The organism is Aeromonas sp. FDAARGOS 1408 (genome assembly GCF_019048665.1).
In the GTDB taxonomy this organism is placed as follows: Bacteria; Pseudomonadota; Gammaproteobacteria; order Enterobacterales; family Aeromonadaceae; genus Aeromonas; species Aeromonas dhakensis.
Genome location: NZ_CP077394.1, coordinates 2,701,037 through 2,727,148 on the forward strand (window position 1 = coordinate 2,701,037; position 26,112 = coordinate 2,727,148).

At 63.0% G+C, this 26,112-nt stretch carries 20 protein-coding genes; 12 read left to right on the plus strand and 8 right to left on the minus strand.

Going from position 1 to position 26,112, the window contains the following annotated elements:
• Window positions 1–111: 111 nt before the first annotated feature.
• The 4 genes from I6L38_RS12365 to grpE all read right to left on the minus strand — a co-directional run bounded on the left by I6L38_RS12365 (window position 112) and on the right by grpE (window position 5,898).
• Entirely contained in the window at window positions 112–1,602 is a 1,491-nt protein-coding gene (locus tag I6L38_RS12365) for a carbohydrate porin (protein WP_216988547.1), read from the minus strand.
• A 263-nt stretch (window positions 1,603–1,865) separates the two neighbouring features.
• Window positions 1,866–3,008, minus strand: coding sequence for a molecular chaperone DnaJ (dnaJ, locus tag I6L38_RS12370; protein WP_005303007.1), 1,143 nt, complete (start codon window positions 3,006–3,008; stop codon window positions 1,866–1,868).
• A 114-nt stretch (window positions 3,009–3,122) separates the two neighbouring features.
• A complete protein-coding gene (gene dnaK, locus I6L38_RS12375; protein WP_005303009.1) occupies window positions 3,123–5,051 on the minus strand; it encodes a molecular chaperone DnaK in 1,929 nt (642 codons plus the stop codon).
• 271 nt (window positions 5,052–5,322) lie between these two features.
• Window positions 5,323–5,898 carry a nucleotide exchange factor GrpE gene (grpE, locus tag I6L38_RS12380; RefSeq protein ID WP_201882303.1) on the minus strand — a complete coding sequence of 192 codons (576 nt, stop codon included), beginning with the start codon at window positions 5,896–5,898 and terminating at the stop codon, window positions 5,323–5,325.
• 266 nt (window positions 5,899–6,164) lie between these two features.
• On the opposite strand from grpE, the gene nadK reads away from it, so the two are divergent.
• From nadK to I6L38_RS12425, 9 genes are all read left to right on the plus strand, one after another.
• A complete protein-coding gene (gene nadK / locus I6L38_RS12385; protein ID WP_005303013.1) occupies window positions 6,165–7,049 on the plus strand; it encodes an NAD(+) kinase in 885 nt (294 codons plus the stop codon).
• A gap of 148 nt (window positions 7,050–7,197) precedes the next feature.
• Window positions 7,198–8,862, plus strand: coding sequence for a DNA repair protein RecN (gene recN, locus I6L38_RS12390; RefSeq protein WP_010633364.1), 1,665 nt, complete (start codon window positions 7,198–7,200; stop codon window positions 8,860–8,862).
• 599 nt (window positions 8,863–9,461) lie between these two features.
• Window positions 9,462–10,355: a DHHA2 domain-containing protein gene (locus tag I6L38_RS12395; protein WP_216988548.1), complete on the plus strand. Its 894-nt coding sequence runs from the start codon at window positions 9,462–9,464 to the stop codon at window positions 10,353–10,355.
• Between the two features lie 377 nt (window positions 10,356–10,732).
• Window positions 10,733–11,173: a universal stress protein gene (locus I6L38_RS12400; protein WP_005303019.1), complete on the plus strand. Its 441-nt coding sequence runs from the start codon at window positions 10,733–10,735 to the stop codon at window positions 11,171–11,173.
• Between the two features lie 225 nt (window positions 11,174–11,398).
• Window positions 11,399–12,562 carry a macrolide transporter subunit MacA gene (gene macA, locus I6L38_RS12405; protein WP_017782017.1) on the plus strand — a complete coding sequence of 388 codons (1,164 nt, stop codon included), beginning with the start codon at window positions 11,399–11,401 and terminating at the stop codon, window positions 12,560–12,562.
• Entirely contained in the window at window positions 12,559–14,499 is a 1,941-nt protein-coding gene (locus tag I6L38_RS12410) for a MacB family efflux pump subunit (protein ID WP_201988864.1), read from the plus strand. The genes macA and I6L38_RS12410 overlap by 4 nt, the downstream gene beginning before the upstream one ends.
• Complete coding sequence (locus tag I6L38_RS12415; RefSeq protein WP_216988549.1) at window positions 14,496–15,869, plus strand: efflux transporter outer membrane subunit; 1,374 nt, start codon at window positions 14,496–14,498, stop codon at window positions 15,867–15,869. The genes I6L38_RS12410 and I6L38_RS12415 overlap by 4 nt, the downstream gene beginning before the upstream one ends.
• Before the next feature lie 154 nt (window positions 15,870–16,023).
• Window positions 16,024–16,830 carry a siderophore-interacting protein gene (locus I6L38_RS12420; protein ID WP_201882308.1) on the plus strand — a complete coding sequence of 269 codons (807 nt, stop codon included), beginning with the start codon at window positions 16,024–16,026 and terminating at the stop codon, window positions 16,828–16,830.
• Between the two features lie 257 nt (window positions 16,831–17,087).
• On the plus strand, window positions 17,088–18,194 hold the full coding sequence (locus I6L38_RS12425; protein ID WP_201882310.1) for a 3-deoxy-7-phosphoheptulonate synthase: 1,107 nt from the start codon (window positions 17,088–17,090) through the stop codon (window positions 18,192–18,194).
• A 570-nt stretch (window positions 18,195–18,764) separates the two neighbouring features.
• On the opposite strand, the gene I6L38_RS12430 is transcribed toward I6L38_RS12425, so the two are convergent.
• Together I6L38_RS12430 and I6L38_RS12435 are read right to left on the minus strand one after the other, a co-directional pair.
• On the minus strand, window positions 18,765–19,175 hold the full coding sequence (locus I6L38_RS12430) for an H-NS family nucleoid-associated regulatory protein (protein ID WP_043171531.1): 411 nt from the start codon (window positions 19,173–19,175) through the stop codon (window positions 18,765–18,767).
• Window positions 19,176–19,577: 402 nt separating this feature from the next.
• Entirely contained in the window at window positions 19,578–20,000 is a 423-nt protein-coding gene (locus I6L38_RS12435; protein WP_005303034.1) for a GNAT family N-acetyltransferase, read from the minus strand.
• A 183-nt stretch (window positions 20,001–20,183) separates the two neighbouring features.
• On the opposite strand from I6L38_RS12435, the gene I6L38_RS12440 reads away from it, so the two are divergent.
• Entirely contained in the window at window positions 20,184–20,684 is a 501-nt protein-coding gene (locus I6L38_RS12440) for an SRPBCC domain-containing protein (protein WP_005303036.1), read from the plus strand.
• 75 nt (window positions 20,685–20,759) lie between these two features.
• Here the strand turns inward: I6L38_RS12440 and I6L38_RS12445 are convergent, their stop codons facing one another.
• The gene (locus I6L38_RS12445) at window positions 20,760–22,037 is read right to left on the minus strand and encodes an FAD-binding oxidoreductase (RefSeq protein ID WP_216988550.1); all 1,278 of its coding nucleotides are present in this window, start codon (window positions 22,035–22,037) and stop codon (window positions 20,760–20,762) included.
• 51 nt (window positions 22,038–22,088) lie between these two features.
• A complete protein-coding gene (puuR, locus tag I6L38_RS12450; RefSeq protein ID WP_017782011.1) occupies window positions 22,089–22,703 on the minus strand; it encodes an HTH-type transcriptional regulator PuuR in 615 nt (204 codons plus the stop codon).
• A gap of 310 nt (window positions 22,704–23,013) precedes the next feature.
• On the opposite strand from puuR, the gene I6L38_RS12455 reads away from it, so the two are divergent.
• Together I6L38_RS12455 and gabT are read left to right on the plus strand one after the other, a co-directional pair.
• Window positions 23,014–24,477 carry an NAD-dependent succinate-semialdehyde dehydrogenase gene (locus tag I6L38_RS12455; protein WP_216988551.1) on the plus strand — a complete coding sequence of 488 codons (1,464 nt, stop codon included), beginning with the start codon at window positions 23,014–23,016 and terminating at the stop codon, window positions 24,475–24,477.
• A gap of 149 nt (window positions 24,478–24,626) precedes the next feature.
• A complete protein-coding gene (gene gabT, locus I6L38_RS12460) occupies window positions 24,627–25,916 on the plus strand; it encodes a 4-aminobutyrate--2-oxoglutarate transaminase (protein ID WP_139431314.1) in 1,290 nt (429 codons plus the stop codon).
• Window positions 25,917–26,112 lie beyond the last annotated feature (196 nt).

A 26,112-nucleotide genomic window follows, 5' to 3' on the forward strand; every position in this document is an offset into this window, starting at 1 on the left:
TCGACTGTCAAACCCGGACTCTGTTTTGTTGGCTGGCATTATCAGCTAAACCGTTTTAGCCAACCAACAGATCCCGACGCCGGCTGCCATTTTTGTGATCGGGATAACGAACTAGAACCAGGTTTCCATCTGCACGCCGAAGTTCCACTCGCCGCCGGCGGTGAAGTTGTTCTGGCCCATGGCATCGGTGCTGGCGTAGTGGTCGAGCTCGGAGGACCAGTCCATCCAGGTGGCGAATACCCGCAACTCGGGCCGCTCGAAGAAGCCGACGGTCTGCGCCTTGAAGGTGGGGGCGAAGGTGAGCTTGGTGAAGTCGCCGCTCACCGCCTGACGCCCCTTGTAGCCCTTGGGATCGAGATCCATGTACTGCCAGGTGGCCTCGTAGACCAGCTCGACGTTCTGGCTCAGCACCTGGGCAAACCGGGTGTTGAGGGTGGCCCAGCGGTACTCGTCCCCCTTCACGTAACGATCCTTGCTCTGCTCGGCCAGCAGGGCCGGGGCGATACGCCAGCGCGAACTGAGATCCGTGGCGCCAAACACGGCGACCCGCACCGCATCGGCGTCCGCCAGCAGCTCGCTGTCGGAACCCAGCCCCTTGAGTTCGGCACCCAGGCCGTGGCCATACAGCACGGCCGCCTTGGAGAAGCCGGGGTTGATGCCAAAGAAGCTGTCGGCGTGGTAGGCCAGCAGGGTATGCGCCCCCTTGTTCGCCGCTTCGCTGCCGGCGCCGCCGTCATTGATGCGCGCCTCGTTGTCCTTGGCAGACAGGCCGTTCACCATCCACTGCCAGTTGCCGACCCGGTTGTTCATGGTGAGGATGTAGCTCTCGATGTCGGAGAGACCGCTCGCACTGATGTCGCCGTAGTCGCGCCCGTAGAGGGAGAAGTTCGCCTTCCAGCTGTCGGCCAGCTGCACGTCGTAGACGCCGCCGCCAGTGCCGGCCAGGAACACCACGTCCGAGTCGAGCCAGTGGATGTCGAAGTTGTCCCGGTCAAAGCGCTTGCCCGCCCACAACACAGCATGCTTGAAGGGACCGTCGAAGCTCGCCAGATCGCCGATCTCGGCAAATACCTGGCGGGTGTTGAGGCTGGAATCGCTGGCGGTCCAGTCGTTGCTGGTCTCCACCCCGTCCGCCAGCATCAGCTTGTAGCGGGCCCAGCTGCCATCGGCGAAGATCTGGGTCTTCAGCAGGTTGGCCTCCATGTAGGTGTCATCCTCGTTGCCAAGGCGACCCACGGCGCCCCCCACCGAGCCGGCCGGGGTGATGTAGGGGCCGCCGCGACCGCCGTTGCCATTGCCGTTGACCAAGAGGCCCGAGCGGGCATAGCCGTGGAACTCGAAGCCCTGGGCCCCGGCGGTCTGCTTGTCCACCTTCTCGCTCTGGGCCTTGGCCACCACGGCCGTCTCGCGGGCTTCGTTTGCCTTGCTCTGGGCCTCATCGGCCCGCGCTTCGGCGGCGGTGGCGCGCGCCTCGGCCGCCTGCACCCGTGCCTCCAGCGCCGCCAGACGGGCCTCGATACCGCCATCCGCCGCCCACAGCGGGCTACTCATCCCCAATCCCAGCGCTACCGCCAGCGCCAACTTGTGCTTGCACATCGTCATCGTCCTCACCTGTCATCTGTCGCCCGGTCGGGCCTGTTGTTATCGACGAAGAGAGCATAGCTAAACCAATTTAGCCAACTCAATACATCAGCTAAACCGTTTCAGCTCAAGTGTGAGCGGGATAACATTCGTACAGCAGGAATTGGCGGAAGTTGTGAGGAAGATCCCTCATCGGGATCCACTCAATAAGCGGGGATCTTGCTAAAGCTGGGGCAAAAAAAGAGCCGGCACAGGGCCGGCTCTTGATATCAGGGTCGCGAAGATCAGCTGGTCAGATCGTCGAAGAAGCGTTTCACCCCTTCGAAGAAGCCTTCCGATTTCGGCTTGTGGGTCTTGGCGGCAGCACCGCTGAAGGATTCATCTAGCTGGCGCAGCAGCTCTTTTTGCTGCTCGGTCAGCTTGACCGGGGTCTCCACCACCACCTTGCACATCAGATCCCCCACCTGGCCGGAGCGCACGGACTTGACGCCCTTGCCCCGCATGCGGAACATCTTGCCGGTCTGGGTCTCAGGAGTGACCTTGAGCTTGACCCGGCCATCCAGGGTCGGCACTTCGATCTCGCCACCCAGGGCTGCCGCGGTAAAGCTGATGGGCACTTCGCAGTAGAGGTTGTTGCCGTCACGCACGAAGATCTCGTGCTCCTTGACGTGCACCTGTACATACAGATCGCCCGCCGGTGCGCCGGCCTCCCCCGCTTCCCCTTCGCCGGAGAGACGGATGCGATCGCCAGTGTCGACGCCAGCCGGGATCTTGACCGACAGGGTCTTGGTCTTCTGGTAGCGTCCTTCGCCGTGGCACTTGCGGCACGGATCCTTGATGATCTTGCCGCGACCATGACAATGGGGGCAGGGTTGCTGCACTGCAAAGAAGCCCTGACGCATCTGCACCTGGCCGGAGCCGTGGCAGGTCGGGCAGGTCTGGGCAGAGCTGCCGGTGTGAGCACCGGAGCCGTTGCACACTTCGCAGTGGACCAGGGTCGGTACCTTGATCTCCTTGGAGACCCCGCGCACCGCCTCTTCCAGGGTCAGCTCCATGGTGTAGCGCAGGTCGGAGCCACGGGCCGGGCCGCGACGGCCACCACCACGGCTGCCACCGAAAATATCGCCAAACACGTCGCCGAAGATGTCGCCGAAATCGGCGCCACCGCCAAAGCCGCCGTGGCCACCGCCACCCTGGCTCTGATCCACGCCGGCGTGGCCGTACTGGTCATAGCGGGCACGCAGGTTGGCATCGGTCAGGATCTCGTAAGCTTCCTTGACCTCTTTGAACTTCTCTTCGGCACCGGCATCCCCCTGATTGCGGTCAGGGTGATACTTCATGGCCAGACGCTTGTACGCCTTCTTGATCTCGCGCTCGTCGGCATCTTTCGATACCCCCAGCACTTCGTAGAAATCGCGCTTCGACATACTTATCCTGTTGCTATATCAGCAGTTACGCAGACGGGCGTTGGTTACCCAACGCCCGTAAATTCATAGAATCAAGCCGATGGGCGAAGCGGACTTCGCCCATCTGGGTCGGGCTTATTTCTTGTCGTCTTTCACTTCTTCGAACTCGGCGTCGACCACGTCGTCGTCAGCCTTGGCGGAAGAGGAGGACTGACCGGCGTCAGCACCGGCGGCGCCTTGCGCCTGAGCCTGCTGCTGGGCAATCTCCATCAGCTTCTGGGACGCTTCCAGCAGTGCCTGCTGCTTGGCCTCGATAACGGCCTTGTCGTCGCCCTTGATGGCGGTTTCCAGCTCGCTCAGTGCAGCTTCGACCTTGGTCTTGTCGTCGGCAGGCAGAGCTTCACCGGCTTCGGTAACCTGCTTGCGCACGGAGTGGACCAGACCATCAGCCTGGTTGCGGGCCTGCACCAGCTCTTCGAACTTCTTGTCCTCGGCCGCGTTGGCTTCGGCTTCACGTACCATGCGCTCGATCTCGTCATCAGACAGACCAGAGGAGGCCTGGATGGTGATCTTCTGCTCCTTGTTGGTCTCCTTGTCTTTGGCGGAGACGTGCAGGATGCCGTTGGCGTCGATGTCGAAGGTCACTTCGATCTGCGGCAGACCACGCGGTGCCGGACGGATGCCTTCCAGGTTGAACTGGCCCAGAGACTTGTTGTCGCTGGCGCGCTTGCGCTCACCCTGCAGCACGTGAATGGTCACGGCAGACTGGTTGTCTTCGGCAGTGGAGAACACCTGGGACTTCTTGGTCGGAATGGTGGTGTTCTTCTCGATCAGCGCAGTCATCACGCTGCCCATGGTTTCGATACCCAGGGAGAGCGGGGTAACGTCCAGCAGCAGTACGTCGGTCTTGTCACCGGACAGCACGGCACCCTGGATGGCAGCACCCATGGCCACGGCTTCGTCCGGGTTGACGTCTTTGCGCGGCTCTTTGCCGAAGAACTCGGCAACTGTCTTCTGAACCAGCGGCATACGGGTCTGACCACCAACCAGGATGACGTCGTCGATCTCGCCAACCGCCAGACCGGAGTCTTTCAGGGCGACGCGAACCGGCTCCAGAGAGTCCTTCACCATGTCTTCCACCAGGGATTCCAGCTTGGCGCGGGTCACCTTGATGTTCATGTGCTTCGGACCGGTGGCATCGGCAGTGATGTACGGCAGGTTGACGTCGGTCTGCTGGGCGGAAGAGAGCTCGATCTTGGCTTTCTCGGCGGCATCTTTCAGACGCTGCAGGGCCAGCTGGTCGTTGCGCAGGTCGATGCCCTGCTCACGCTTGAACTCGTCAACCAGGTAGTTGATGACGCGGTTGTCAAAGTCTTCACCACCCAGGTGGGTGTTACCGTTGGTCGCCAGTACTTCGAAGGTGGTCTCGCCTTCCACTTCGTCGATCTCGATGATGGAGATATCGAAGGTACCGCCCCCTAAGTCATACACGGCAACCTTGCGCTCGCCCTTGACCTTGTTGACGCCGTAGGCGAAAGCCGCGGCAGTCGGTTCGTTGATGATGCGTTTTACATCCAGACCGGCGATGCGACCGGCATCCTTGGTAGCCTGACGCTGGGCGTCGTTGAAGTAGGCCGGTACAGTGATGACGGCTTCGGTGACCGGCTCGCCCAGATAGTCTTCGGCGGTCTTCTTCATCTTTTTCAGCACTTCGGCAGAGATCTGCGGCGGTGCCATTTTCTTGCCTTTCACCTCGACCCAGGCGTCACCGTTGTCGGCCTTGGCGATGGCGTACGGCATGATTTTCAGGTCACGTTGTACTTCGTCATCTTCGAAACGACGGCCGATCAGACGCTTGATGGCGAACAGCGTGTTCTTCGGGTTGGTGATGGCCTGACGCTTGGCCGGCTGACCAACCAGGATTTCGCCGTCATCGGCATAGGCAATGATGGACGGAGTAGTACGGTCGCCTTCCGCGTTCTCGATCACGCGAGCATGGTCGCCATCCAGAATAGCGACGCAGGAGTTGGTAGTACCCAGGTCAATACCGATGATTTTACCCATTTGACGAATCTCCAAATACTTTGAATAAACTGGCGAGGGGCTCGCCTTAATGCGTTAACGGCTAGGTGGGGCCTGCCAATCTGGCTTTCAAGCTCCCGGCATCAAATTTTTTGTGCCGCCGTGGCCTTGCATCCTATATGGGGTCGCAAGTGGCCACTTCAAGCCCCGCCCTGCAAAAACCCCGCCTTTTGTCATGGCCGGGCCATGACGCACCGCAGGGATACACAACAAAAAGCCCGCCAAGCGGCGGGCCTGGGCATCAAGCACCGACTCAGTCGACGGCCTTGGATACCATGACCATGGCCGGACGGATCACGCGACCGTTCAGCTCGTAGCCTTTCTGCATCACGGCGATGACGGTGTTCGGCACCACGTCGGCACTCGGCACCATGCTCATCGCCTGATGGGCGTTGGGGTCAAACGGCTGGTTGGTCGGATCCAGCGCCGCCAGACCGAACTTGGCCACGCCGCTCTGCATGGATTTCAGGGTCAGCTCGACCCCTTCGATCATCGGCTTGAGGGCGTCGTTTTCCTTGTCGGCCAGCTCGATGGCGCGCTCCATGTTGTCCAGCACCGGCAAGAGCTCGGCGGCGAACTTCTCCAGCGCGAACTTGTGCGCCTTCTCCACGTCCTGCGCCGCGCGACGACGCAGGTTCTCCATCTCGGCGACGGCACGAATGGCGCGCTCGCGCTCTTCGGCAGAGGCTTGCTGGGCAGCTTCCAGCTGCGCCTCCAGCTCGGCAATGCGGGCCTGCTCGGCTGTCACTTCACTGTCTACATCGGTCGGCTCGACTGGCTGGGCTTCCACTTGCTCCATCGCTTCAACCTTTTGTTCTTCGTGGTTCATGACATCTCCAATTGCGGGTTACTTATGAGGGCCCGTTCTCCGGTTGCGCGACCGGACGGCAACGGGCCGACTATGTTGGCGCTATTATGGGGATGGATCCCCGGCTTTCAAGGGGAAAAAGGCGCCATTATCGCCAAGGAGGTGACGCGACAGGCAATTTACGGTGTTTTCCCGCCCCATGACGCAAGCGGGCACGCCGGCAGCAGACAAATCCCCCCCAAAGCGCTGTATACTCCCCCCAATACTCATCCCAGACCCGACAGACCATGGATTCTCCGTTCAAAACCATCGCCCTGATTGGCAAGCCCCACCACGAAGGGGCCAACCAGACCCTGACCGGCCTGCATCAATACCTGACCACCCGCGGTTTTCGGGTGCTGGTTGAGAGCCGGGTGGCCCATGCCCTCGGCATCATGGACGAGAACGTGATGGATCTGGTGCAACTGGGCCAGCAGGCGGATCTCGCCATCGTGGTCGGTGGTGACGGCAACATGCTGGGGGCGGCGCGGGTACTGTCGCGCTTCGACGTGGCGGTGATCGGGGTGAACCGGGGCAACCTCGGCTTTCTCACCGATCTCTCGCCGCAGGATTACCTGCTGCCGCTGGAGCAGGTGCTGTGCGGCCATTACAAGAGCGAGCATCGCTTCCTGCTGGAGGCAGCGGTCTATCGCCACGGCGAGCGCAAGTCCAACAACCTGGCGGTCAACGAGGCGGTGCTGCACCCGGGCAAGATTGCCCACATGATCGAGTTCGAGGTCTACATCGATGGCAGCTTCATGTACAGCCAGCGCTCGGACGGCATCATAGTGGCCACCCCCACCGGCTCCACCGCCTACTCCCTGTCGGCGGGCGGCGCCATCCTCACCCCCAAGCTCAACGCCATCACGCTGGTGCCCATGTTCCCGCACACCCTGAGCAGCCGCCCCATCGTGCTGGACGCCGACAGCGAGGTGCGGCTGCTGGTCTCACCGGACAATCAGGACGACGCCATGCAAGTGAGCTGCGACGGTCAGGTGACCCTGGCGGTCCACCCGGGGGACGAGATCCTCATCAAGAAGAGCAGCCACAAGCTGCATCTGGTCCATCCGCTGGATTACAGCTACTTCCACGTGCTGCGCAACAAGCTCGGCTGGGGCAGCAAGCTGTTCTGATCCCCAGCCCTGCACTCCATCTCCCTCACAAAACGGTCCCTGGCGCGGGCCGTTTTGCATTCCGTCCCGCGGCGACATCTTTACTGTATGGAAAACCAGTATATACTGGATACATACACAGTAATGTTGGCCCATACAGGATGAGACCATGCTGACCCAGCTGACCGTCAACAACTTCGCCATCGTCAAGTTTCTCGAACTCGATCTGCAACCGGGCATGACCTGCATCACGGGTGAGACCGGGGCGGGCAAATCCATCGCCATCGATGCCCTGGGCCTGTGCCTGGGGGAGCGTGCCGAAGCGGGCATGGTGCGACCGGACAGTGACAAGAGCGAGGTCAGCGCCCGCTTCCTGCTGGACGGCAACCCGGCCGCTCGCGCCTGGCTGGCCACCAACGAGCTGGAAAACGAAGGGGAATGCATAGTGCGGCGGGTCATCTCCGCCGAGGGGCGCTCACGCAGCTACATCAACGGCGTGCCCGTGCCCCTCACCCAGCTCAAGAACCTGGGCCAGCTGCTGGTCAACGTCCATGGCCAGCATGCCCACCAGATGCTGCTCAAACCCGATTACCAGCTCGCCCTGCTCGATGGCTACGCCGGCCACCATCTGCTGCTCGATGAGGTGCGCCGCCAATACCAGCAGTGGCGCCAGCTGCAGAACGAGCTCAACCGGCTCAAGGCCGAGCAGCAGCAGCGGGAGGCCCGCCGCCAGCTCATCGAATACCAGGTGCAGGAGCTGGATGAATTTGCGCTGCAACCGGGGGAGTTTGAAGAGATCGAGGAGGAGCATCAGCGCCTGGCCAACGGCACCGAGCTGATGCAGGAGTGCGGCGCCTGTCTGGATCTGCTCTATGACAACGAGGAGACCACCATCGCCGGTCTGCTGCAGACCGTCGTCGATCGGGCCGAGGGGCTGGTCGCCATGGACAGCCGGCTGGGCGACGTGCTCGGCATGCTCAACGAGGCCCTGATCGGGGTGCAGGAGAGCCACAGCGAGCTGCGCAGCTACCTGGATCGGCTGGAGCTGGATCCCGAGCGCTTCAACGAGCTGGAGAGCCGCCTCTCCAAAGCCATCAACCTGGCCCGCAAGCACCACGTCAAACCGGCGGAGCTGGCCCTGCACCATCAGGAGCTGGCCGCCGATCTGGCGCGCCTCAACTCAGACGAAGAGCGGCTGGAGGGGATGGAAGACGAGCTGGCCGAGGCCCGCCAGGCCTTCGTGCAGGCCGCCGAGGCCCTGAGCCAGAGTCGCCAACGCTATGCCGAGGAACTCGGCGCCAAGGTGAGTGCCAGCATGCACGAGCTGGCGATGCCGGACGGCCGCTTCGCCATCGAGGTGCGCCCCGATGCCCAGAGCAGCCTGTCACCGCTCGGCATCGACCGCGTAGAGTTCATGGTCACCACCAACCCGGGCCAGCCCATCCAGCCGCTCGGCAAGGTGGCCTCCGGCGGTGAACTGTCGCGCATCAGTCTCGCCATCGTGGTGATCAGCGCCCGCAAGATCTCGACGCCGACCCTGATCTTCGATGAAGTGGACGTGGGGATCAGTGGCCCGACAGCGGCCGTGGTTGGTCGCCTGCTGCGCCAGCTCGGCGAGTCGACCCAGGTGATGGTGGTCACCCACCTGCCCCAGGTCGCAGGCAAGGGGCACCAGCACATGGTGGTGAGCAAGCACACCGACGGCAAGACCACCGAAACCCAGATGCAGGCGCTGGATCAAAGTGCCCGTCTCAACGAGCTGGCCCGTCTGCTGGGAGGCGATCAGATCACCGACAACACCCTGGCCAACGCTCGCGAACTGCTGGCCTGCTGAGGCAAAGGTCAGCCATCTGCACGCGGGGCCCACGTTGAGGATCATGTTCCCCGCGTAACCCCGCCTGCTGGTGACGGCGGTTTGCTGCGCCGCGGCGGGTGCATCATCACCATGCCGCCGTTGCCGCATTCTGGAGAGCTCCCCCCCGAGAGATCACTTTCTGGCGGTTTGAATGGTCACGGCCTGCCTGGCCGGATCGAAGCCTCATAGCCTCTCGCTCATACCGAGACCCGGCCTAATCTCCTTGCTTGCCCATCCCCCTATCCACCTCTTGCAGCGTGAACCTTGCGGTCATGGGCGATCCCCCGGCGCTTGCCACACAGCCATCTCCTTCCGCTTGTCTCCCTGTCCGAGTGTGCCTCCCTGCCCTAATCTGCAACCCTGGTCTGCCTCCCTACCCAGCCCCAAGGCGATTCCGCTGCTAGTGTGCGCGCCCCTTTTACAACAGGGTCTCGCCCGGTACATAGCGGCCTGCGCCGGTTGCCATCAGCGGGGACGGCGCATAGAGTGAATCCAGAGCAGGGCAACCCCCTGTTTTCCCGTTTGCCCCGCATACCTGATCTTGCCTCAGGTACGTCATCAACCGCAGGAATGGCACCATGCTCCACGTGTTTGGCCACAAGAATCCCGATAGCGACAGCATCTGTACCGCCCTGGTGGCTGCCGACTGGCTCAATCGCCAGGGCCGCCCTGCCCAGGCCTATGCCCTCGGCGAGCCCATCGCTGAAACCCGCTTCATTCTGGAAACCGCCGGCGTCGCCGCCCCGCCCCTGCTGCAGGGCAGCGTGGCCAACAAGCAGGTGTTCCTGGTGGATTTCAGCGAGCTGGAGCAGGGGCCGGAGGGACTGGCAGAGGCCGACGTGCAGGGCCTCATCGACCACCACCGCATCGGCACTCTCATTACCCGTGGGCCGCTCGATGCCTGGATCCGGGCCGTGGGCTGCAGCGCCACCGTGCTGCTGGAGCTGATGGGTTACCATACCCTCTCCCGCGCCCAGGCTCGCCTGCTGCTCGGGGCCATCATCAGCGATACATTCAGCCTCACCTCGCCCACCACCACGGCGCGCGATCGCGCCGCCGTCCATGCCCTGCTGCCGCTGGCGGATCTGGCACTGGAACCCTTCGCCCAGACCCTGCTGGAGCGCCGCACCCAGCTCGGTGACGCCCCCATGGCCGAACTGCTCGCCGCCGACGAGAAGGCATACCGGATCGCCGGTTACCAGCTCTATGTCAGCCAGATCTGCGTGATGGATCCGGGTCAGCTGCACAGCCGGCAGGCGGAACTGGAACAAGCCATGCAGCTGCGGCTGGCAGAGGATGGGCTGGATGCCTATGTCCTGATGCTGACCGACCTGGCTCAGGGGGGCAGCCAGCTCCATTTCGCCAGCAACGGCATCCTGCCCGCCCACCCCATCCAGCTCATTGGCGCCGTCAGTCGCAAGAAAGAGGGGCTGCCCTGGCTGACGAGCTATCTGGCGGGCAAGCCACTCTGACGCTGACCCGACGAGTCCCGCTTCACGCTGGACTCGCCGTCTGCTCACCCGTCCCGCCCACTCTCTTGTTACCTTGCCGTCTGCCTGCCGACACAGTCCGGCATGGTTCCAGAGAGGGGCCAACCCCTGCTTTGCTCATACTTTTGACGGCTCGCACGTCATTTGCCCGCCCAGCCCCGCTTTTCCTTCATTTTCCATTCAACTCAGTCTGTTATGATGATGTAAACGAACATGCCCTGGCGCTGCATCAGCGACACCCGGTGACGCCTGCAGCCACAGGGACAGGTTCGTGCTATGCGACACATAGCGGGTACACAGTGATATGGGACAGGCCGTTTGTCCCGGGTGACCCGCACCATGCCAAGGGAGAACTGCTTATGACCTCAACCAATATCGTGCTGTTGCTGGAAGGCAAGGATTACGAGCAGGAGACGCTGGCCAAAGCGAGTCAATTGGCACAAGGAATGGGGGGCGAGCTCACCCTGCTGCACCTGACCCACAGCAGCAAGATGCGCCGCAACAGCCTGTCGCTGTCGGAAGAGGAGCGCAGCGCCCAGGGTACGCTGGACGCCAAGGCCATCATCAGCGAGCTCATCACCACCCTGCAACACCCGGTGGATTACCAGTGCCTGGTGGTCGATGACGTGGTGCCCGACCTGAAACGCTGGCTGGCCACTCACCCGATGGATCTGCTGCTGGTCGGCAGCCGTCACCACTGGATGGAGGGCTCCCTGGCCCGCCTGCTTATCTACAAGCTGCCGCTCGACATCCAGATCTGCCACGAGCCCTACGCCGAACAACTCAAGGCCGTCGGCTGACGACCGGCCCCCGCCGACTCAGGCCGGGTGCCAGAATGACCGCCCGCAGCGGGCTTTTTCGCCCGCTGCCCCCCCGCCCCGTCTGCTCGCTAGGAAGCCCGGCCAGGGCACGCTAGTGACAAGACTATCTACATGTTTTCTTACATATTCATCACTGTTTTTTGAGCCTCGTTTGCTGCAGGATGTTGCCCTTGCACGCCTTCGTTCGCTTCTTTCAGGTGAAAAATGAACATCACTCCCAAGCAGAGAAAAATTGCCCTGCTCGCCCTCGTGCCCGTGCTCGCCATCGGCTGGCTGGCCTGGCCGAACAAGGCTCCCGAGCCGGTACTGACCGCCGAGGTGACCCGCCAGGACGTGGAGCAGACCGTGCTGGCCAGCGGTGTGCTGCAGGCCATCGAGCAGGTAGACGTCGGTGCCCAGGTCTCGGGCCAGGTCACCTATCTGGCGGTGGAGGCAGGTCAGAAGGTCAAGCAGGGAGACCTGCTGGCCGAGATCGATCCGCTGATCGCCCAGAACAACCTCAAGACCGCCGAGGCGGATCTCGCCAGCCGCCGCGCCCAGCTCAAGATCAAGCAGGCCCAGCTCAAGCAGAACGAGCTGAGCTGGCGTCGCCAGCAGCAGATGTTCAGGCAGGAGGCGAGCTCGCGCGCCGATCTGGAGAGCGCCGAAGCCCAGCTGGCCGTGACCAGAGCCGAGCTGCAGGGGGCATTGGCTGAAGTCGACAATGCCCAGATCAAGGTGGAGCGAGCCAAGACGGAGCTCGGCTACAACCGCATTCAGGCGCCCATGGATGGTACCGTCGTCAGCATAGTGACCCGCCAGGGGCAGACCCTGGCCGCCAGCCAGACGGTGCCGACCCTGCTCAAGCTCGCCAACCTGGAGACCATGACGGTCAAGGCGCAGATCTCCGAAGCGGACGTCACCCGGGTCAAGGCTGGCATGCCGGTCTATTTCACCCTGATGGGGGATCCGGACACCCGCTATCACGGCACCCTGCGCACCGTCGAGCTGGCCCCCACCAACATCAATGAGCAGGCCACCAGCACCACGGCCACCAACAACGCCGCCGTCTACTACTACGCCCTGTTCGACGTGCCCAACCCGGATCACACCCTGCGGGTCGCCATGACCACCCAGGTCACCATAGTGCTCGGCGAGCGCAAGCAGGTGCTGACCATTCCGCAGACCGCCCTTGGCAAGAAGCTCGGGGAGAACGAGTACGAGGTCACCCTGCTCAAGGAGGATGACCAGAAGGAGACTCGCCGCATCAAGACCGGCATGAAGGATGACATCAAGGTGGAGGTGGTCAGCGGCCTGAGCGAACAGGAGAAGGTCACCCTGAACCAGGGTTCGCCGGTCAGTGGCAATGACGTGGAGATCATGCTGTGAGCGAGCCTCTGATCCAGCTCAAGGGGATCGAGCGGCGCTACCAGAGCGGAGAGCAGGAAGTGACCGTGCTCCATCCCCTCGATCTCGCCATCGAGGCGGGAGAGATGATCGCCATCGTCGGCGCCTCCGGCTCCGGCAAGTCGACCCTGATGAACCTGCTCGGCTGCCTCGATCGGCCGAGCAGCGGCCAGTACCTGTTCCGCGGCCAGGATACCGCGACCCTGGACGCCCTCTCCCTCGCCAGACTGCGCTGTCACCACTTCGGCTTCATCTTTCAGCGCTACCACCTGTTGCCGCACCTCAATGCCGCCGCCAACGTGGAGATCCCGGCCGTCTACGCCGGCACACCGCGAGCCGAGCGCCAGGCCCGCTCCCAGGCACTGCTGGCGAGACTGGGGCTCAGTGAGCGCAGCCATCACACCCCGAGCCAGCTCTCCGGCGGCCAGCAGCAGCGGGTCAGTATCGCCCGGGCGCTGGCCAACGGCGGCGAGGTGATCCTGGCGGACGAACCCACCGGGGCCCTCGACAGCCAGAGCGGCAAGGAGGTGATGGCCATCCTCAGGGAGCTGCACGCCCAGGGCCACACCATCATCCTGGTGACCCACGACATGGAGGTGGCCAGCCACGCCGACCGGATCATCACCCTGAAAGATGGCCGGGTGCAGGAAGACAGCGGCCGCAAACCGGCCGCCCCCGTGACCCCGACCGCCGCCCCCGCCGGCAAGGAAGGGGCAGGCCACGACTGGGATCGCTACCGGGAAGCGGCACGCATGGCGCTGCACGCCATGCTGGCCCACCGCATGCGCACCTTCCTCACCATGCTCGGCATCATCATCGGTATCGCCGCCGTGGTGAGCGTGGTGGCGCTCGGCCAGGGGGCCCGTGCCAAGGTGATCGACCAGATCAATGCCATGGGCACCAACACCATCGACATCTTCCCCGGCAAGGATTGGGGGGACGAGAAAGCCGCCAGCATCCAGACCCTCAACAAGCGGGATCTCGACGCCCTGCTCGGCCAACCCTACCTGGAAGGGGCCAGCCCCCAGATCGCCGCCTCCGGCCAGCTGCGCTATCGCAACAAGACCAACAGCGGCAGCATAGTCGGGGTCGGCAGCGACTTCTTCCGGGTCAAGGGGATGAAGCTCACCAACGGCCGGCTGTTTGACGAGCGCGACATCCAGAACCGGACCGCGGTGGCGGTAGTGGACGGCAAGACCATAGAGAGCCTGCTCGGCAAGCAGGATCCCGTCGGCCAGGTGGTGCTGGTCGGCACCCTGCCGGTGCGCATCGTCGGCGTGGTGGAAGAGGAGACCGGGTTTGGTCGCAGCGGCCAGTCGGTGAACGTCTGGCTGCCCTACAGCGCCGTGATGAGCCGCCTCATCTCCCAGAACCACTTCAGCCAGCTCACCATCCGGGTCAAGGACGGGGTGCAACCGGCGCTGGCCGAACAGGCCGCCATCGAGCTGCTGACCCAGCGCCACGGGGTGAAGGACTTCTTCACCTTCAGCAGCGACAGCATCATCAAGTCGGTGGAGAAGACCACCGCCACCATGACCCTGCTGGTCTCCGCCATCGCGGTGATCTCCCTCATCGTCGGCGGCGTCGGGGTGATGAACATCATGCTGGTGTCGGTGGTGGAGCGCACCCGCGAGATCGGCATCCGCATCGCGGTCGGTGCCCGCCAGTCGGACATACTGCAGCAGTTTCTGATCGAAGCGGTGATGGTTAGCCTGCTGGGGGGCATGCTCGGGGTGGGGGTATCCCTCTTCATCGGCCTGCTCTTCTCCCTGTTCGTGGAGAGCATCCAGATGCACTTCTCGCTCTTTTCCATCCTGATGGCGTTTGGCTGTTCCTCGCTCATCGGGATCCTGTTTGGCTATCTGCCCGCCCGCAATGCCGCCCGGCTCGATCCGGTCGAGGCGCTGGCGAGGGAATGACGATGTACCACTTATCCAAACTGGGGCTCTGCCTCACCCTGGCGCTCGGCCTCGGCGCCTGCAGCCAGCAGAGCAGCTATCAGCGGCAGGAGCTGGCACTGGCCGATCATTGGCAGCAGCCAGAGGACGGTCTTAACCGCCAGCTGGCCGGCCCCTGGTGGCAGGGCTTCCACGATCCCGAGCTCAATCGGCTGATCGAGGCCGTGCTGGCGGCCAACCCGGACATGCAGGTCGCCGGCCTGCGCCTGCGCAGCGCCCTGCTCAGTGCCGATCTGGCCGACACCAACCTGACCCCCTCGGTCGATGCCAGCCTCGGCGGCAATGGCACCAAGAATCTGAAGAGCGGCAAGAGTGAAGGCAGCATGGGCCCCTCCCTGACCCTCGGCTATGAGGTGGATCTGTGGGGCAGGCTCGCCTCGGTGCGGGATCAGGCTAGCTGGGAGGCCGAGGCGTCCGCCCAGGATCTGGCCGCCACCCGCCTGATGCTGATCGGCAAGGCGCTCGAGCAATATTGGCAGCTGGCCTACCTTGGCTCGGCCATCACCCTGGGCCAGCAGCAGCTCGCCAACTATGTGCGCGCCGAGCAGCTGACCCAGGCCAAGTACCGGGCTGGCGCCGTGACCCGGCTCGATCTGGTGCAGGCCAGCCAGCAGAAGGCCGGCAAACAGGCGGAGCTCAGCTCGCTTCTGATGCAGCAGGAGCAGGCCCGCAATGCCCTGCGCCTGTTGCTCGGTCGCAGCAGCGGCCCGCTGGCGTTCGAACCCAAGGCGCTGCCGACGGCCGCCATCCCCACCCTGGCGGTCGGCATTCCGGCCGACGTGCTGGCGCGGCGTCCCGACGTGCGTGCCGCCGAGCTGCGCCTGCGCAAGACCCTGGCGAAGGGGGACGAGATCCGCACGGGCCTCTACCCCACATTGAAGCTGACCGGCGGCGCCAACAGCAGCTCGGACACCCTGACCCAGGTGCTGCAAAACCCGGTGGGCACCCTGGGCGCCACGTTGGCGCTGCCCTTCCTCGAGTACAACAAGACCCGGCTCGCCATCGCCGGCGCCGAGCTCGATTACCAGATAGCCGAAGCGGAGTTTCGCAAGCAGCTCTACGGTGCGCTGGTGGAGGTGGAGGATGGTCTGACCGCCCGCCACCACGGCGAGCAACGCCTGAGCTACCTGGCCGAGCAGCTGGACTTTGCCAAAGAGGCGGAGCGGCTGGCGAGAGCCCGCTACCAGGCCGGCGCCACCGGGGTACAACCCTGGCTGGATGAGCAGAACCGGCTGTGGGACGCCGAGCTCGCCCTGCTCGGCCAGCAGAAGGAGCAGCTCAACACCATGGCCAGGATCTACAAGGCGCTGGGGGGCAGCGATCGCCTCTGAGCCCAGCCCCCTCGCCCCATGGCGAGGGGGCTATTTTTCTGCACGCCACTGAACTTCCCTTCGCTTTCCCCTCTCTGACTCTGTCACACAAACCAATTGATAATAATTTTCATTTAATGAAGAATGGGCGCCATTATCAGTCAGGAGTATGCCCATGTCCCAGTCCGCCCCGGTCAACCGCCCCCGCCTGCTCACGGTCAAGCACATTCAGGATGTGAGCCCGCACCTGCGCCGGATCTGCCTGACCAGCCCGGAGCTCGCTGACTACCCCTTCACCTGTGGCGGCGCCCATATCAAGATCATGCTGCCCCAGCCGGGCCAGGCCCATGCCGTGCTGCCCACGCCCACCCCGCAGGGGCCGCGCTGGGAAGATCCGAGCCAGCGTCCCATCATGCGCACCTTCACCATTCGCGCGTTTCGCCGCGAGGCGCTGGAGCTGGATATCGACTTCGCCCTGCACGATGATGGCGGCCCCGCCAGCCGTTTCGCCAGCCAGGCCAAGCCCGGCAATCTGCTGGCCATCTCGGGCCCCGGTGGCCCGGATCCCATGCTGCAACCGGCCAGTTACTACTACATGGTGGGGGATCTCACCGCCCTGCCCGCCATCAGCGCCATGATTGAGGTGATGCCTGCCGATGCCCGCGGCCACATCGCCCTGCTGGTGCCCTATCAGGAAGATGTGCAGGATCTGTCGCTGCCCGCCGGGGTAAGCCTGCGCTGGTTTGTCGGCACCCCTGAGCAGACGGCGCCGCTGGTGGAGTACTTCACCGCCCTGCCGCTGGAGGAGCAACAGAGCTACTTCTGGTTTGGCGGGGAAGAGGGCTTGGTGGTCCCCATGCGCCGTCACGTACGGCGCACGCTCGAGGTGGATCGCACCCGGGTGTACGCCGTGCCCTACTGGCGCCACGGCAAGGATGAAGAGGCCTATCACCATGCCCGTCACGACGTGATGGACAGCTGAATCAGCTGATTTTGTCCTGAAATATCAAGCCCATGGCCTGCCGGTCATGGGCTTGATTGCCATTGGAGCGGCCTTGCCCGCCGGCGCTCTCCCCCCATTCTGGTGTGCCACTCGGTTGTGCTTGCATTTGCGGCCGACAAAAAGATAATGATAATCACTCTCAACAATAACAGGTGATGACGCCCCATTGCAGCTCCCGTCCGGGTTCCGGTGTGGAGTGCACGTCACTCACTCCTATGCACAGCAAGGTAATCCAGATGGCAGTTTTAAACTCGGTAATGCGCGCCTTCGCGGTGGAGGTACTCCCCACTCCTGCCGACCTGTTGGCACTTCATCCCTGTCCCGCCGAGCTGGCGACCCGGATCGACCAGCACCGCCAGCAGGCTCGCCGGATCCTGGCAGGAGAGGACGATCGCCTGCTGGTGGTGATTGGCCCCTGCTCCATCCACGATCCCCTCGCCGCCCTCGACTATGCCAGACGGCTGGCCTCGCTGGCCCACGCCTATCAGGATCGGCTGCAGATAGTGATGCGCACCTATTTCGAGAAGCCCCGCACCACGGTGGGCTGGAAGGGGCTGGTGTTCGATCCCCATCTGGATGGCAGCAACGACATCAACCACGGCATGCGGCTCGCGCGCCAGCTGCTGCTCGACATCAACCAGCTGGGGCTGGCCACCGCCACCGAGTTTCTCGATACCACCAGCTTCCTCTACCTGGCCGATCTCATCAGCTGGGGGGCGATCGGTGCCCGCACCACCGAGTCGCAAGTGCACCGGCAGCTGGCCTCAGCCCTGCCCTGCCCCGTCGGCTTCAAGAACGGGACGGACGGCAACATCCGGGTGGCCATCGATGCCATTCAGGCGAGCGAAGCCTCCCACCTGTTTACCGCCCCCGGCAGCCAGGGCGGCATGGTGGTGATCAAGAGTGAAGGCAACCCGGCCGGCCACATCATTTTGCGCGGTGGCACCCGCCCCAATTACCACCAGCACGACGTGGAAGAAGCGGCCGAGCGGCTGGCACGGCAGGGGCTCCCCCCCCGGCTGATGGTGGATTGCAGCCATGGCAACAGCCAGAAGCTGCACAAGAACCAGATCCGGGTGGCGGGAGAGCTCTGCCGCCAGCTGGCAGAAGGCAGCGACGCCATCGCCGCCGTCATGGTCGAGAGTTTCCTGCAGGGTGGCAGCCAGAAACCGGCCCCTCTGAGCGAGCTGGTCTACGGCCAGTCGGTCACCGATGCCTGCCTCTGCTGGGACGATACCCAGACCCTGCTCGCCATGCTGGCGGATGCCGTCGAGCGGCGCCGCCAATATCCGGGACAGCCCCGGCCGGACCCTGTTCGCTGGCCGGCCCAGCTGGCAAGTTGAATCTATAGGGTGAATAAGGCTCTCGTAACGGGAGCCTTATTATTTCCCCACTCTCCTTTTCCAATCTCCCCGCCATACCACCGATTAAATGCCCAGGGCATCTCTTTCCCATAAAAAGTGCGCAGGTATCTTGCTCCCGCCGCAATAAAACAACCGGGGTAATACACTGTGGTTCGTCCAATCAGGTCGCTGACAGTGACCCGACCGATTAATGCCATGGGCACAACCAAGGGGAGAGGCAAGGCGCCAGAAACAGGCGATCTCTTAATGCTGATGGTATCGTCCTGGAATGACCTACCTAATACTTGACGGGCTATATGAGTCCAGCAACAGGAGGAGAAGAAGGCAGCCAGTCACACCATAAAAACGATGTCGGTGATGAAAAAACCAGCCAAGTGGAAATTAATCGTTCAATCAGGCGGCAACAAATAGGGGTGACATCATGCGAGTGTCATGCGACAAAAACCAGTCGGATAAAACAGCATGGGGAATTGACAGGGGCGGCTTTCAATGAGCACAAATAATAATGCCGCCTCATGGGCGGCATCATTCATGATCGACCCTCAGGGATCAGATCAGGAAATCATTCAGATCCTTGCCCAGCGCAACTTGCTCGGCAATGGCCTTGGGCATACGGCCCTGACCGGTCCAGGTCTTCTCCTGGCCATCTTCCTGATACTTGTACTTGGCAGGACGCGGAGCACGCTTGCTCTTGGTCGCGCCGGCAGCGGCAGCCGGGGCGGCAGCGCTGTTCAGCAGTTCACGGGGATCGATACCGGCCTGCTGCAGCATTTCGGTAAACTCGTTCAGCTTGCGCTGACGCTCTTCCTGCTCGGCACGCTCCTGTTCAACAGATTCGGCGCGCTCGTTATATACCAGATCGAACTTCTCTTTTGCTTCTTGCAGCTGTTCAAACGGCAATTCACGGATGGCCGCACGCAGGCTGCGAATGTTCAGCAGAACTTTCAGAAACTCGTTCATTACTTCCTCACAGAATTATTTTTGTTTGTCACAGGGATAACACAGCTTGAGAATAGCACGGCAGTTTGAGAACAACATAATGTTTTTATAAGAGCTGTCACTTTCTTAACAAAAAAGTTCTGGCTGAATATAGCGGCTACTTTATTCAGCCATTACTCATTGGCCCGCCTGCAAGATGGTTTACCATGCAATTCCCCCATGTAACGCATGGCAAATAGATCCGGCACAGCTTGTCATATTTTCCGGCAGGTGATGCCAGCTATTTTTACAATTAGCCACGGCTGTTAATTTTTCCGCCACTCACACGAGACTCTAGGTAGACAATTGACACTATATATTGCCGGCGATGGCTGCCGGCAACCTCCCCAGTGCGAATAGGCAAACGGGGCATGGCAAACCGGCTTATTCCAGGATCAGTCGCCGCCAGGGGCCGGTGATCTCGCAGTGGCCGGTTTCCGCCGTATTCTGCCAACCCAGCCGGTGATAAAACGCCAGCGCCGCCGTGTTGTTGGTGGCCACCTTGAGGGATGCAGGCTTGTTGAAGGGGGCCAGCCCCTGATTCAGCAGGGCCCGTCCCATGCCCTGGCCATGCCAGTCAGCCGAGACATAGAGGTGGTGTACGAAACTCTCATCGCCCCAGATGGAGATGAAGCCGCAGGGTGTTCCCCCCTGTTCGGCCACCCAGATCTGCTCGCCCCGGGTCTGCTCGTCAAAGTCTTCCAGCCGGAACTGGGCGGGGTCGACCCAGTGAAAGGTCTGCCGCCGCCCTTTCAAAAACAGCTGCGCCAACTGGGGAATATCCGTCTCTCGCATGGCTCTGATCATCAAACTGTCCCTGTCATATGAGTACCACCCCACTCTCCACGGAACACGGGGGCCCTGTCAAATCGCCGGCACAGAATAACGCCGCCGCGATGGCAGGGGTGTGACACACCTCTGTCCATTTCATGAGCCATGGGACTATACTGCCTGAGTCCCGTGTATGGATGTTTTGAGGCTCGCTGATTTATGGATAACAAGCAGATAGAAGGCAATATCTTTGTTCCGGCCCATATCGACGACGTCTGGCGTGCCTGGACAACCGAAAGCGGCCTGCGCAGTTTTCTGGCGCCGGAATGCCTGATGGTGCCGGAACCGAATGGTCCCTTCGAAATCTATTTCAGACCCGATGCCCCGCTGGGCGAGCGTGGCAGCGAAGGTTGCCGGGTGATGGCCGTCATGCCCCACGACCTGCTCAGTTTCAGCTGGAATTTTCCCCCCTCCCTGCCCCATATCCGCCAACAGAAGACCCAGGTCTGCCTGCGCTTCGTGCCGGAAGGTCAGGGCACCCGACTCTACTTCCTGCAGACCGGCTGGGCCAACGACCCGGACTGGGATCAGGGCTACGCCTATTTTCGGGATGAGTGGCTGGAGACCAGCCTGCCCCGCCTGCAGTACCGCTTCACCCATGGCCCCATCGACTGGAACAACCCGCCGGACAAGCAGCAGTTGAAGTCCCTGGCCCAATAAGCGCCCATATAAAGCAAAACACCGCCAGCTGGCGGTGTTTCTTTTTCCTTGAGAGTGTGCACGGCACGGACCGGCTCACACCCCCAGCCGATCGCGCAGGGTGTACCAGGCGGCGCCGGCGGCGGTGAAGGGGATCCGGAACAGGCGACCACCCGGGAAGGGGTAGTGCGGCAGCTTGGCGAACGCATCGAAACGCTCCGCCTGACCGCTCAACACCTCGGCGAGCAGCTTGCCCGCCAGATGGGTACAGGTGACGCCATGACCGCTGTAGCCCTGCATGTAATAGATGTTGTGGCCGATGCGGCCAAACTGCGGCAGACGCGACAGGGTGAGCAGGAAGTTGCCGGTCCAGGTGTACTCCACCTTGACGTCCGCCAGCTGGGGGAAGGTCTTGAGCATCTTGGGGATGATCAGCCGCTCGATGTCCGCCGGATCCCGCGCCCCATAGACCACACCACCGCCATAGATCAGCCGGTGATCGCCAGAGGTGCGGTAGTAGTCGAGCAGATAGTTGCAATCTTCCAGACAGTAGTTTTGCGGCAACAGCGAGCGGGCCCGCTCCTCTCCAAGCACCTCGGTGGCGATCACCTGGGTGCCGCACGGCATGCTCTTGCCGGCGAGCTCGGGCACCAGATTGCCGAGGTAGGCGTTGCCGGCCACCACCACGTAGCGCGCCTTGACCGCCCCCTTGGCGGTCTTGACCAGGGCAGGCTGACCCGGCGTGATGCTGGTGACGGCAGACTGTTCGAAGATCTTGCCCCCCTGCAAGCGGATGGCCTCCGCCTCCCCCAGCGCCAGGTTGAGGGGGTGGATGTGGCCGCCGCTCTTGTCGAGCAGGGCGCCGACGTAGCGATCGCTCGCTACCACCTCGCGCACACCGTCGGCATCGAGCAGCTCCAGCTTGTCATTGCCCCACTTCTGCCAGCGCTCATATTGCGCCTTGAGCTCGTGCAACTGCTTCTCGGTCTCGGCGGCGAACACCCCGCCCTCCTGCAGATCACACTGGATGTTGTAGCGCTTGATCCGCTCGCGGATGATCTGGCCCCCCTCAAACAGCATGGAACCGAGCAGCCTGGCCTGTTCCGGCGGGCAATTCGCTTCTATGGTGTCGATGTCGCGGCTGTAGGAGTTGACGATCTGGCCGCCGTTGCGACCGCTGGCGCCAAAGCCCACCCGGGCCGCCTCCAGTACCACCACCGAATAGCCCTTTTCCACCAGGTGCAACGCGCTGGAGAGGCCGGTATAACCCGCCCCGATGACGCAGACGTCGCACTCCAGCTGTTCGGTCAGCGTCGGATAGGGCGCGTGTTGGTTGGCACTGGCTGCGTAGTAACTGTTTACATGTTCGGTCATGATCCCTGTTTCCTTACAAGTTCTTTTCCCAAACGAGACGATGTCTCGACACTAGAAGTTGGCCGGGGTGTGGGCGCTGACGATGCGGCACACCTGCCCCGACGGATTGCTGAAACTGTGGGGCTCGCCCGTGTCGATCACGTAGCTGTCCCCGGCACTGAGCTGATAGGTCTGGCCCGCCACCGTCAGGATCACCGACCCCTCCAGCACGGTACCCACCTCCTCCCCCAGATGGGTGACCTGGCCACCGGTGTCGGTGCCGGGAGCGTAGGTCTCCAGCATGAAGCCGAGCTGGCGGCGGTTGTTGCCGTTGTGCACCAGCTTCATGGAGACCCCCTGGCTGCCCAGCTCGATCAGCTGCTCGGCCCTGATCACCACGCTCGGCGTGCTCGCCACCTCCTCTTCGGCAAAGAAGCGCGACAGCGGCAGCTCATAGACGCTGAGCAACTTTTGCAAAGAGGCCACCGACGGGCTCACCTTGTCCTGCTCTATCATGCAGATGGCGCCATGGGTCAGCCCGCTCAGCTCGGCCACCCGCCGCTGGGAGAGCCCCAGCCGGCGGCGAGTGGCGGCCAACCGCTCCCCCATGCTCTGCGCCTGGGTATTCTGCGCCAGCGGGTTGTCGGTCATGGACTGCCAGCGCGTCTCGCCCTGTGGTTGCTGCATTCGGCCACCTCCCTGTGTGCCTGGTAGGAGCCATTGGCGGCCCCGGTTAAAATAGCGAGTCAATCCGACCGACCTGTTTGTTATCCTGCACAGTGCACTCCGTTCATTATTTTGCACACCCTGCACCACAGAAACCGGTAAAATCGCTCCAACAGCTCCATTTCTAGCACGCGAGACACAGTTTACTCAAATATATTTAACACTTGAAAAACATTTCAGCTCAATTTATGGTCTTCCTGTGCTTATTATTCTATACGGTGGCGGCACAGGATGAGCCGGCCCCCTGACCCACAATCGAGGCTTGCTATCTATGTCAGCATCACAACCCGCACTCTCCCTGATCAAATCCCTTGCCTATATAGATGGTCGCTGGTGCGAAGCCGGCGGCGGACGCCGGTTCGAGGTGCACAACCCGGCCACCGGCCAGGTCATCACCCAGGTACCCGACATGGACGAGGGCGACACCCGCCGCGCCATCGCCGCCGCCCACGCAGCCCAGCCGGGCTGGGCCGCGCTCACCGCCAAGGAGCGCAGCAACCGGCTCTACGCCTGGTTCGAGCTCATCATGGCCAACCAGGAGGAGCTGGCCCGCATCATGACCTGCGAGCAGGGCAAGCCGCTGGCCGAGGCCAAGGGGGAGGTGGCCTACGGTGCCAGCTTCATCCAGTGGTTCGCGGAAGAGGGCAAACGCGCCTATGGCCGCACCATTCCGGGCTTCTCCAGCGATCGCCGGCTGGCTACCATCAAGCAGCCGGTCGGGGTGGTCGCCGCCATCACCCCCTGGAACTTCCCCATCGCCATGATCACCCGCAAGGCGGGCCCGGCGCTGGCCGCCGGTTGCACCATCGTCATCAAGCCGGCCGCCGAGACCCCGCTCTGCGCCCTGGCGCTGGCGGCACTGGCAGAGCAGGCAGGGATCCCGGCCGGGGTCATCAACATCGTCACCAGCCATCAGGCCGCGGTGGTGGGCAACGAGCTGTGCAACAACAAGACGGTGCGCAAGCTCTCCTTCACCGGCTCCACCCGCATCGGCAAGCTGTTGATGCGCCAGTGCGCCGACACCATGAAGAAGCTGTCGCTGGAGCTCGGCGGCAACGCCCCCTTCATCGTGTTTGACGACGCCGACCTCGACGCCGCCATCGCCGGGGCGCTCGCCTCCAAATACCGCAACGCCGGCCAGACCTGTGTCTGCGCCAACCGTATCCTGGTGCAGGCCGGCATCTACGACGCCTTCGCCGAGAAGCTCACCGCCGCCGTCAAGGCCTTCAAGGTGGGCGACGGCATGAGCGAGGGCACCCAGATAGGTCCGCTCATCAACCCGGCCGCCGCCAGCAAGGTGGCCGAGCTGGTCAAACAGGCCACCGCCGCCGGCGCCGAGCTGCTGCTGGGGGGCGAAGCCCACCCCGCCGGCCCGCTCTTCTACCAGCCCACCATTCTGGGCAAGGTGGATAAAACCAACCCCATCCTGCAGGAGGAGATCTTCGGCCCGGTCGCGCCGCTGGTGCGCTTCGAGACCGAGGCCGAAGCCATCACCCTGGCCAACGACACCCCATACGGCCTCGCCGCCTACTTCTATGGCCGCGACATCGCCCGCGTCTGGCGGGTGGCCGAGCAGCTCGAATACGGCATGGTCGGCATCAACGAGGGGATCATCTCGACCGAGCTGGCCCCCTTTGGCGGCATCAAGGAGTCGGGCCTGGGTCGTGAAGGGGCGGCCGAGGGGCTGGAGGAGTACCTCGAGACCAAATATCTCTGCTTCGGCGGCATCCGCTAGGCAGTCACATCTTGCGCCGGCAGCCGGGCCTGCAACAGGGGCCCGCCACCCGCCGGCGCAGCCATATCAGTTCACAAGGACGAAGTGAGTGCTCCCAAGGGGGCCTCGCCACATTGAGACAGGGGCCCCCGGCCCCTCAGGGAGGAAAGATGAGTCAGTCAGCATCAAACAAGGCGTGGCAAGCGCGCCGCGAAGCCGCCGTGGTCAACGGCGTCGGCACCCTGCTGCCGGTGTTTATCGAGCGGGCGCAAAACGCCGAACTGTGGGATGTGGAGGGCAACCGCTACATCGATTTTGCCTCCGGCATCGCCGTGCTCAACACCGGCCACAACCATCCGAAAGTGGTGGCCGCGGTACGCGCGCAGCTGGAAAAATTCAGCCACACCTGTTTCCAGGTCACCCCCTACCCCGGCTATATCGAGCTGGCGGAGAAGTTGAATGCCCTGGTGCCCGGCCCTACCCCGAAGCGCACCCTGTTTCTCTCCACCGGCGCCGAGGCGGTGGAGAACGCCATCAAGATCGCCCGCGCCCACACCGGCCGCAGCGGCACCATCGCCTTCAAGGGGGGCTTTCACGGCCGCACCATGATGGGGATGGCGCTCACCGGCAAGGTGGTGCCCTACAAGACCGGTTTCGGCCCCTTCCCGGGGGAGGTCTATCACCTGCCCTTCCCGAGCGACTATCTGGGAGTGAGCGAGGCCGATGCGCTGGCCGCGCTGGATCTCTGCTTCAGCTCGGATATCGAACCGACCCGGGTGGCCGCCATCATCATCGAGCCGGTGCAGGGTGAAGGGGGCTTCTACCCCGCCTCCGCCAGCTTCATGCAGCGCCTACGCCAGCTGTGCGATCAGCACGGCATCCTGCTCATCTGCGACGAGATCCAGAGCGGTTTCTGCCGCACCGGCAAGACCTTCGCCACCGAATACAGCGGCATCGAGCCGGACATCATGACGCTCGCCAAGAGCCTGGCCGGCGGCTTCCCGCTCTCCGCCGTGGTGGGCAAGGCGGAGGTGATGAACGCCGCCAAGCCGGGTGGCCTGGGCGGCACCTACGCCGGCTCGCCCATCGCCTGCGCCGCCGCCCTGGCGGTGCTGGAGGTGATCGAAGAGGAGCGTCTCAACCAGCAGGCCCAGGCCCAGGGCGAGCAGATCAAGGCGCGCCTGCAGCAGCTGGCCGAGCGTTTTGACTGCATCGGCGACATCCGCGGCCCCGGCGCCATGGTGGCCATGGAGCTGGTCAAGCAGCGCGATGCAAACCAGCCGGATGCCGACCTCACCAAGCGACTGGTGGCCGAGGCGGGCAAACGCGGGCTGGTGCTACTGGCCTGCGGCGTGCGTGCCAACGTCATCCGCTTCCTGGCGCCGCTGACGGCCTCGCCGGCCATCATCGAGGAGGGGCTGACCCTGCTTGAACAGGCCCTGCAGGCGGCTCACGCCTGATCTGAAACAGAGCATTCGCCCATTAGTGCAAAAAAATGCGTTTTTGCCCCCTTGATATGCTTGTCAAGGGGGCAACACGAATGCACAATGCGCCGCCGCGTAAAAGGACCGACCACTTGCTGAGTCAGGTTCTTTTTTTGCGGCAAACAAATCCACAACGAGGCCGGAACCGACCGGAAAAGATAGCGAGATGGGT

What these genes read in the sequence shown, in the direction of transcription:
- I6L38_RS12395 (WP_216988548.1), top strand. Translation starts at nt 9,462, where the DNA reads ATGCTCCACGTGTTTGGCCACAAGAATCCCGATAGCGACAGCATCTGT.
- I6L38_RS12455 (WP_216988551.1), top strand. Translation starts at nt 23,014, where the DNA reads ATGTCAGCATCACAACCCGCACTCTCCCTGATCAAATCCCTTGCCTAT.
- I6L38_RS12430 (WP_043171531.1), bottom strand. Translation starts at nt 19,175, where the DNA reads ATGAACGAGTTTCTGAAAGTTCTGCTGAACATTCGCAGCCTGCGTGCG.
- I6L38_RS12425 (WP_201882310.1), top strand. Translation starts at nt 17,088, where the DNA reads ATGGCAGTTTTAAACTCGGTAATGCGCGCCTTCGCGGTGGAGGTACTC.
- dnaJ (WP_005303007.1), bottom strand. Translation starts at nt 3,008, where the DNA reads ATGTCGAAGCGCGATTTCTACGAAGTGCTGGGGGTATCGAAAGATGCC.
- I6L38_RS12445 (WP_216988550.1), bottom strand. Translation starts at nt 22,037, where the DNA reads ATGACCGAACATGTAAACAGTTACTACGCAGCCAGTGCCAACCAACAC.
- macA (WP_017782017.1), top strand. Translation starts at nt 11,399, where the DNA reads ATGAACATCACTCCCAAGCAGAGAAAAATTGCCCTGCTCGCCCTCGTG.
- dnaK (WP_005303009.1), bottom strand. Translation starts at nt 5,051, where the DNA reads ATGGGTAAAATCATCGGTATTGACCTGGGTACTACCAACTCCTGCGTC.
- nadK (WP_005303013.1), top strand. Translation starts at nt 6,165, where the DNA reads ATGGATTCTCCGTTCAAAACCATCGCCCTGATTGGCAAGCCCCACCAC.
- I6L38_RS12415 (WP_216988549.1), top strand. Translation starts at nt 14,496, where the DNA reads ATGACGATGTACCACTTATCCAAACTGGGGCTCTGCCTCACCCTGGCG.
- puuR (WP_017782011.1), bottom strand. Translation starts at nt 22,703, where the DNA reads ATGCAGCAACCACAGGGCGAGACGCGCTGGCAGTCCATGACCGACAAC.
- grpE (WP_201882303.1), bottom strand. Translation starts at nt 5,898, where the DNA reads ATGAACCACGAAGAACAAAAGGTTGAAGCGATGGAGCAAGTGGAAGCC.
- I6L38_RS12440 (WP_005303036.1), top strand. Translation starts at nt 20,184, where the DNA reads ATGGATAACAAGCAGATAGAAGGCAATATCTTTGTTCCGGCCCATATC.
- I6L38_RS12435 (WP_005303034.1), bottom strand. Translation starts at nt 20,000, where the DNA reads ATGATCAGAGCCATGCGAGAGACGGATATTCCCCAGTTGGCGCAGCTG.
- I6L38_RS12420 (WP_201882308.1), top strand. Translation starts at nt 16,024, where the DNA reads ATGTCCCAGTCCGCCCCGGTCAACCGCCCCCGCCTGCTCACGGTCAAG.
- I6L38_RS12365 (WP_216988547.1), bottom strand. Translation starts at nt 1,602, where the DNA reads ATGACGATGTGCAAGCACAAGTTGGCGCTGGCGGTAGCGCTGGGATTG.
- recN (WP_010633364.1), top strand. Translation starts at nt 7,198, where the DNA reads ATGCTGACCCAGCTGACCGTCAACAACTTCGCCATCGTCAAGTTTCTC.
- I6L38_RS12400 (WP_005303019.1), top strand. Translation starts at nt 10,733, where the DNA reads ATGACCTCAACCAATATCGTGCTGTTGCTGGAAGGCAAGGATTACGAG.
- gabT (WP_139431314.1), top strand. Translation starts at nt 24,627, where the DNA reads ATGAGTCAGTCAGCATCAAACAAGGCGTGGCAAGCGCGCCGCGAAGCC.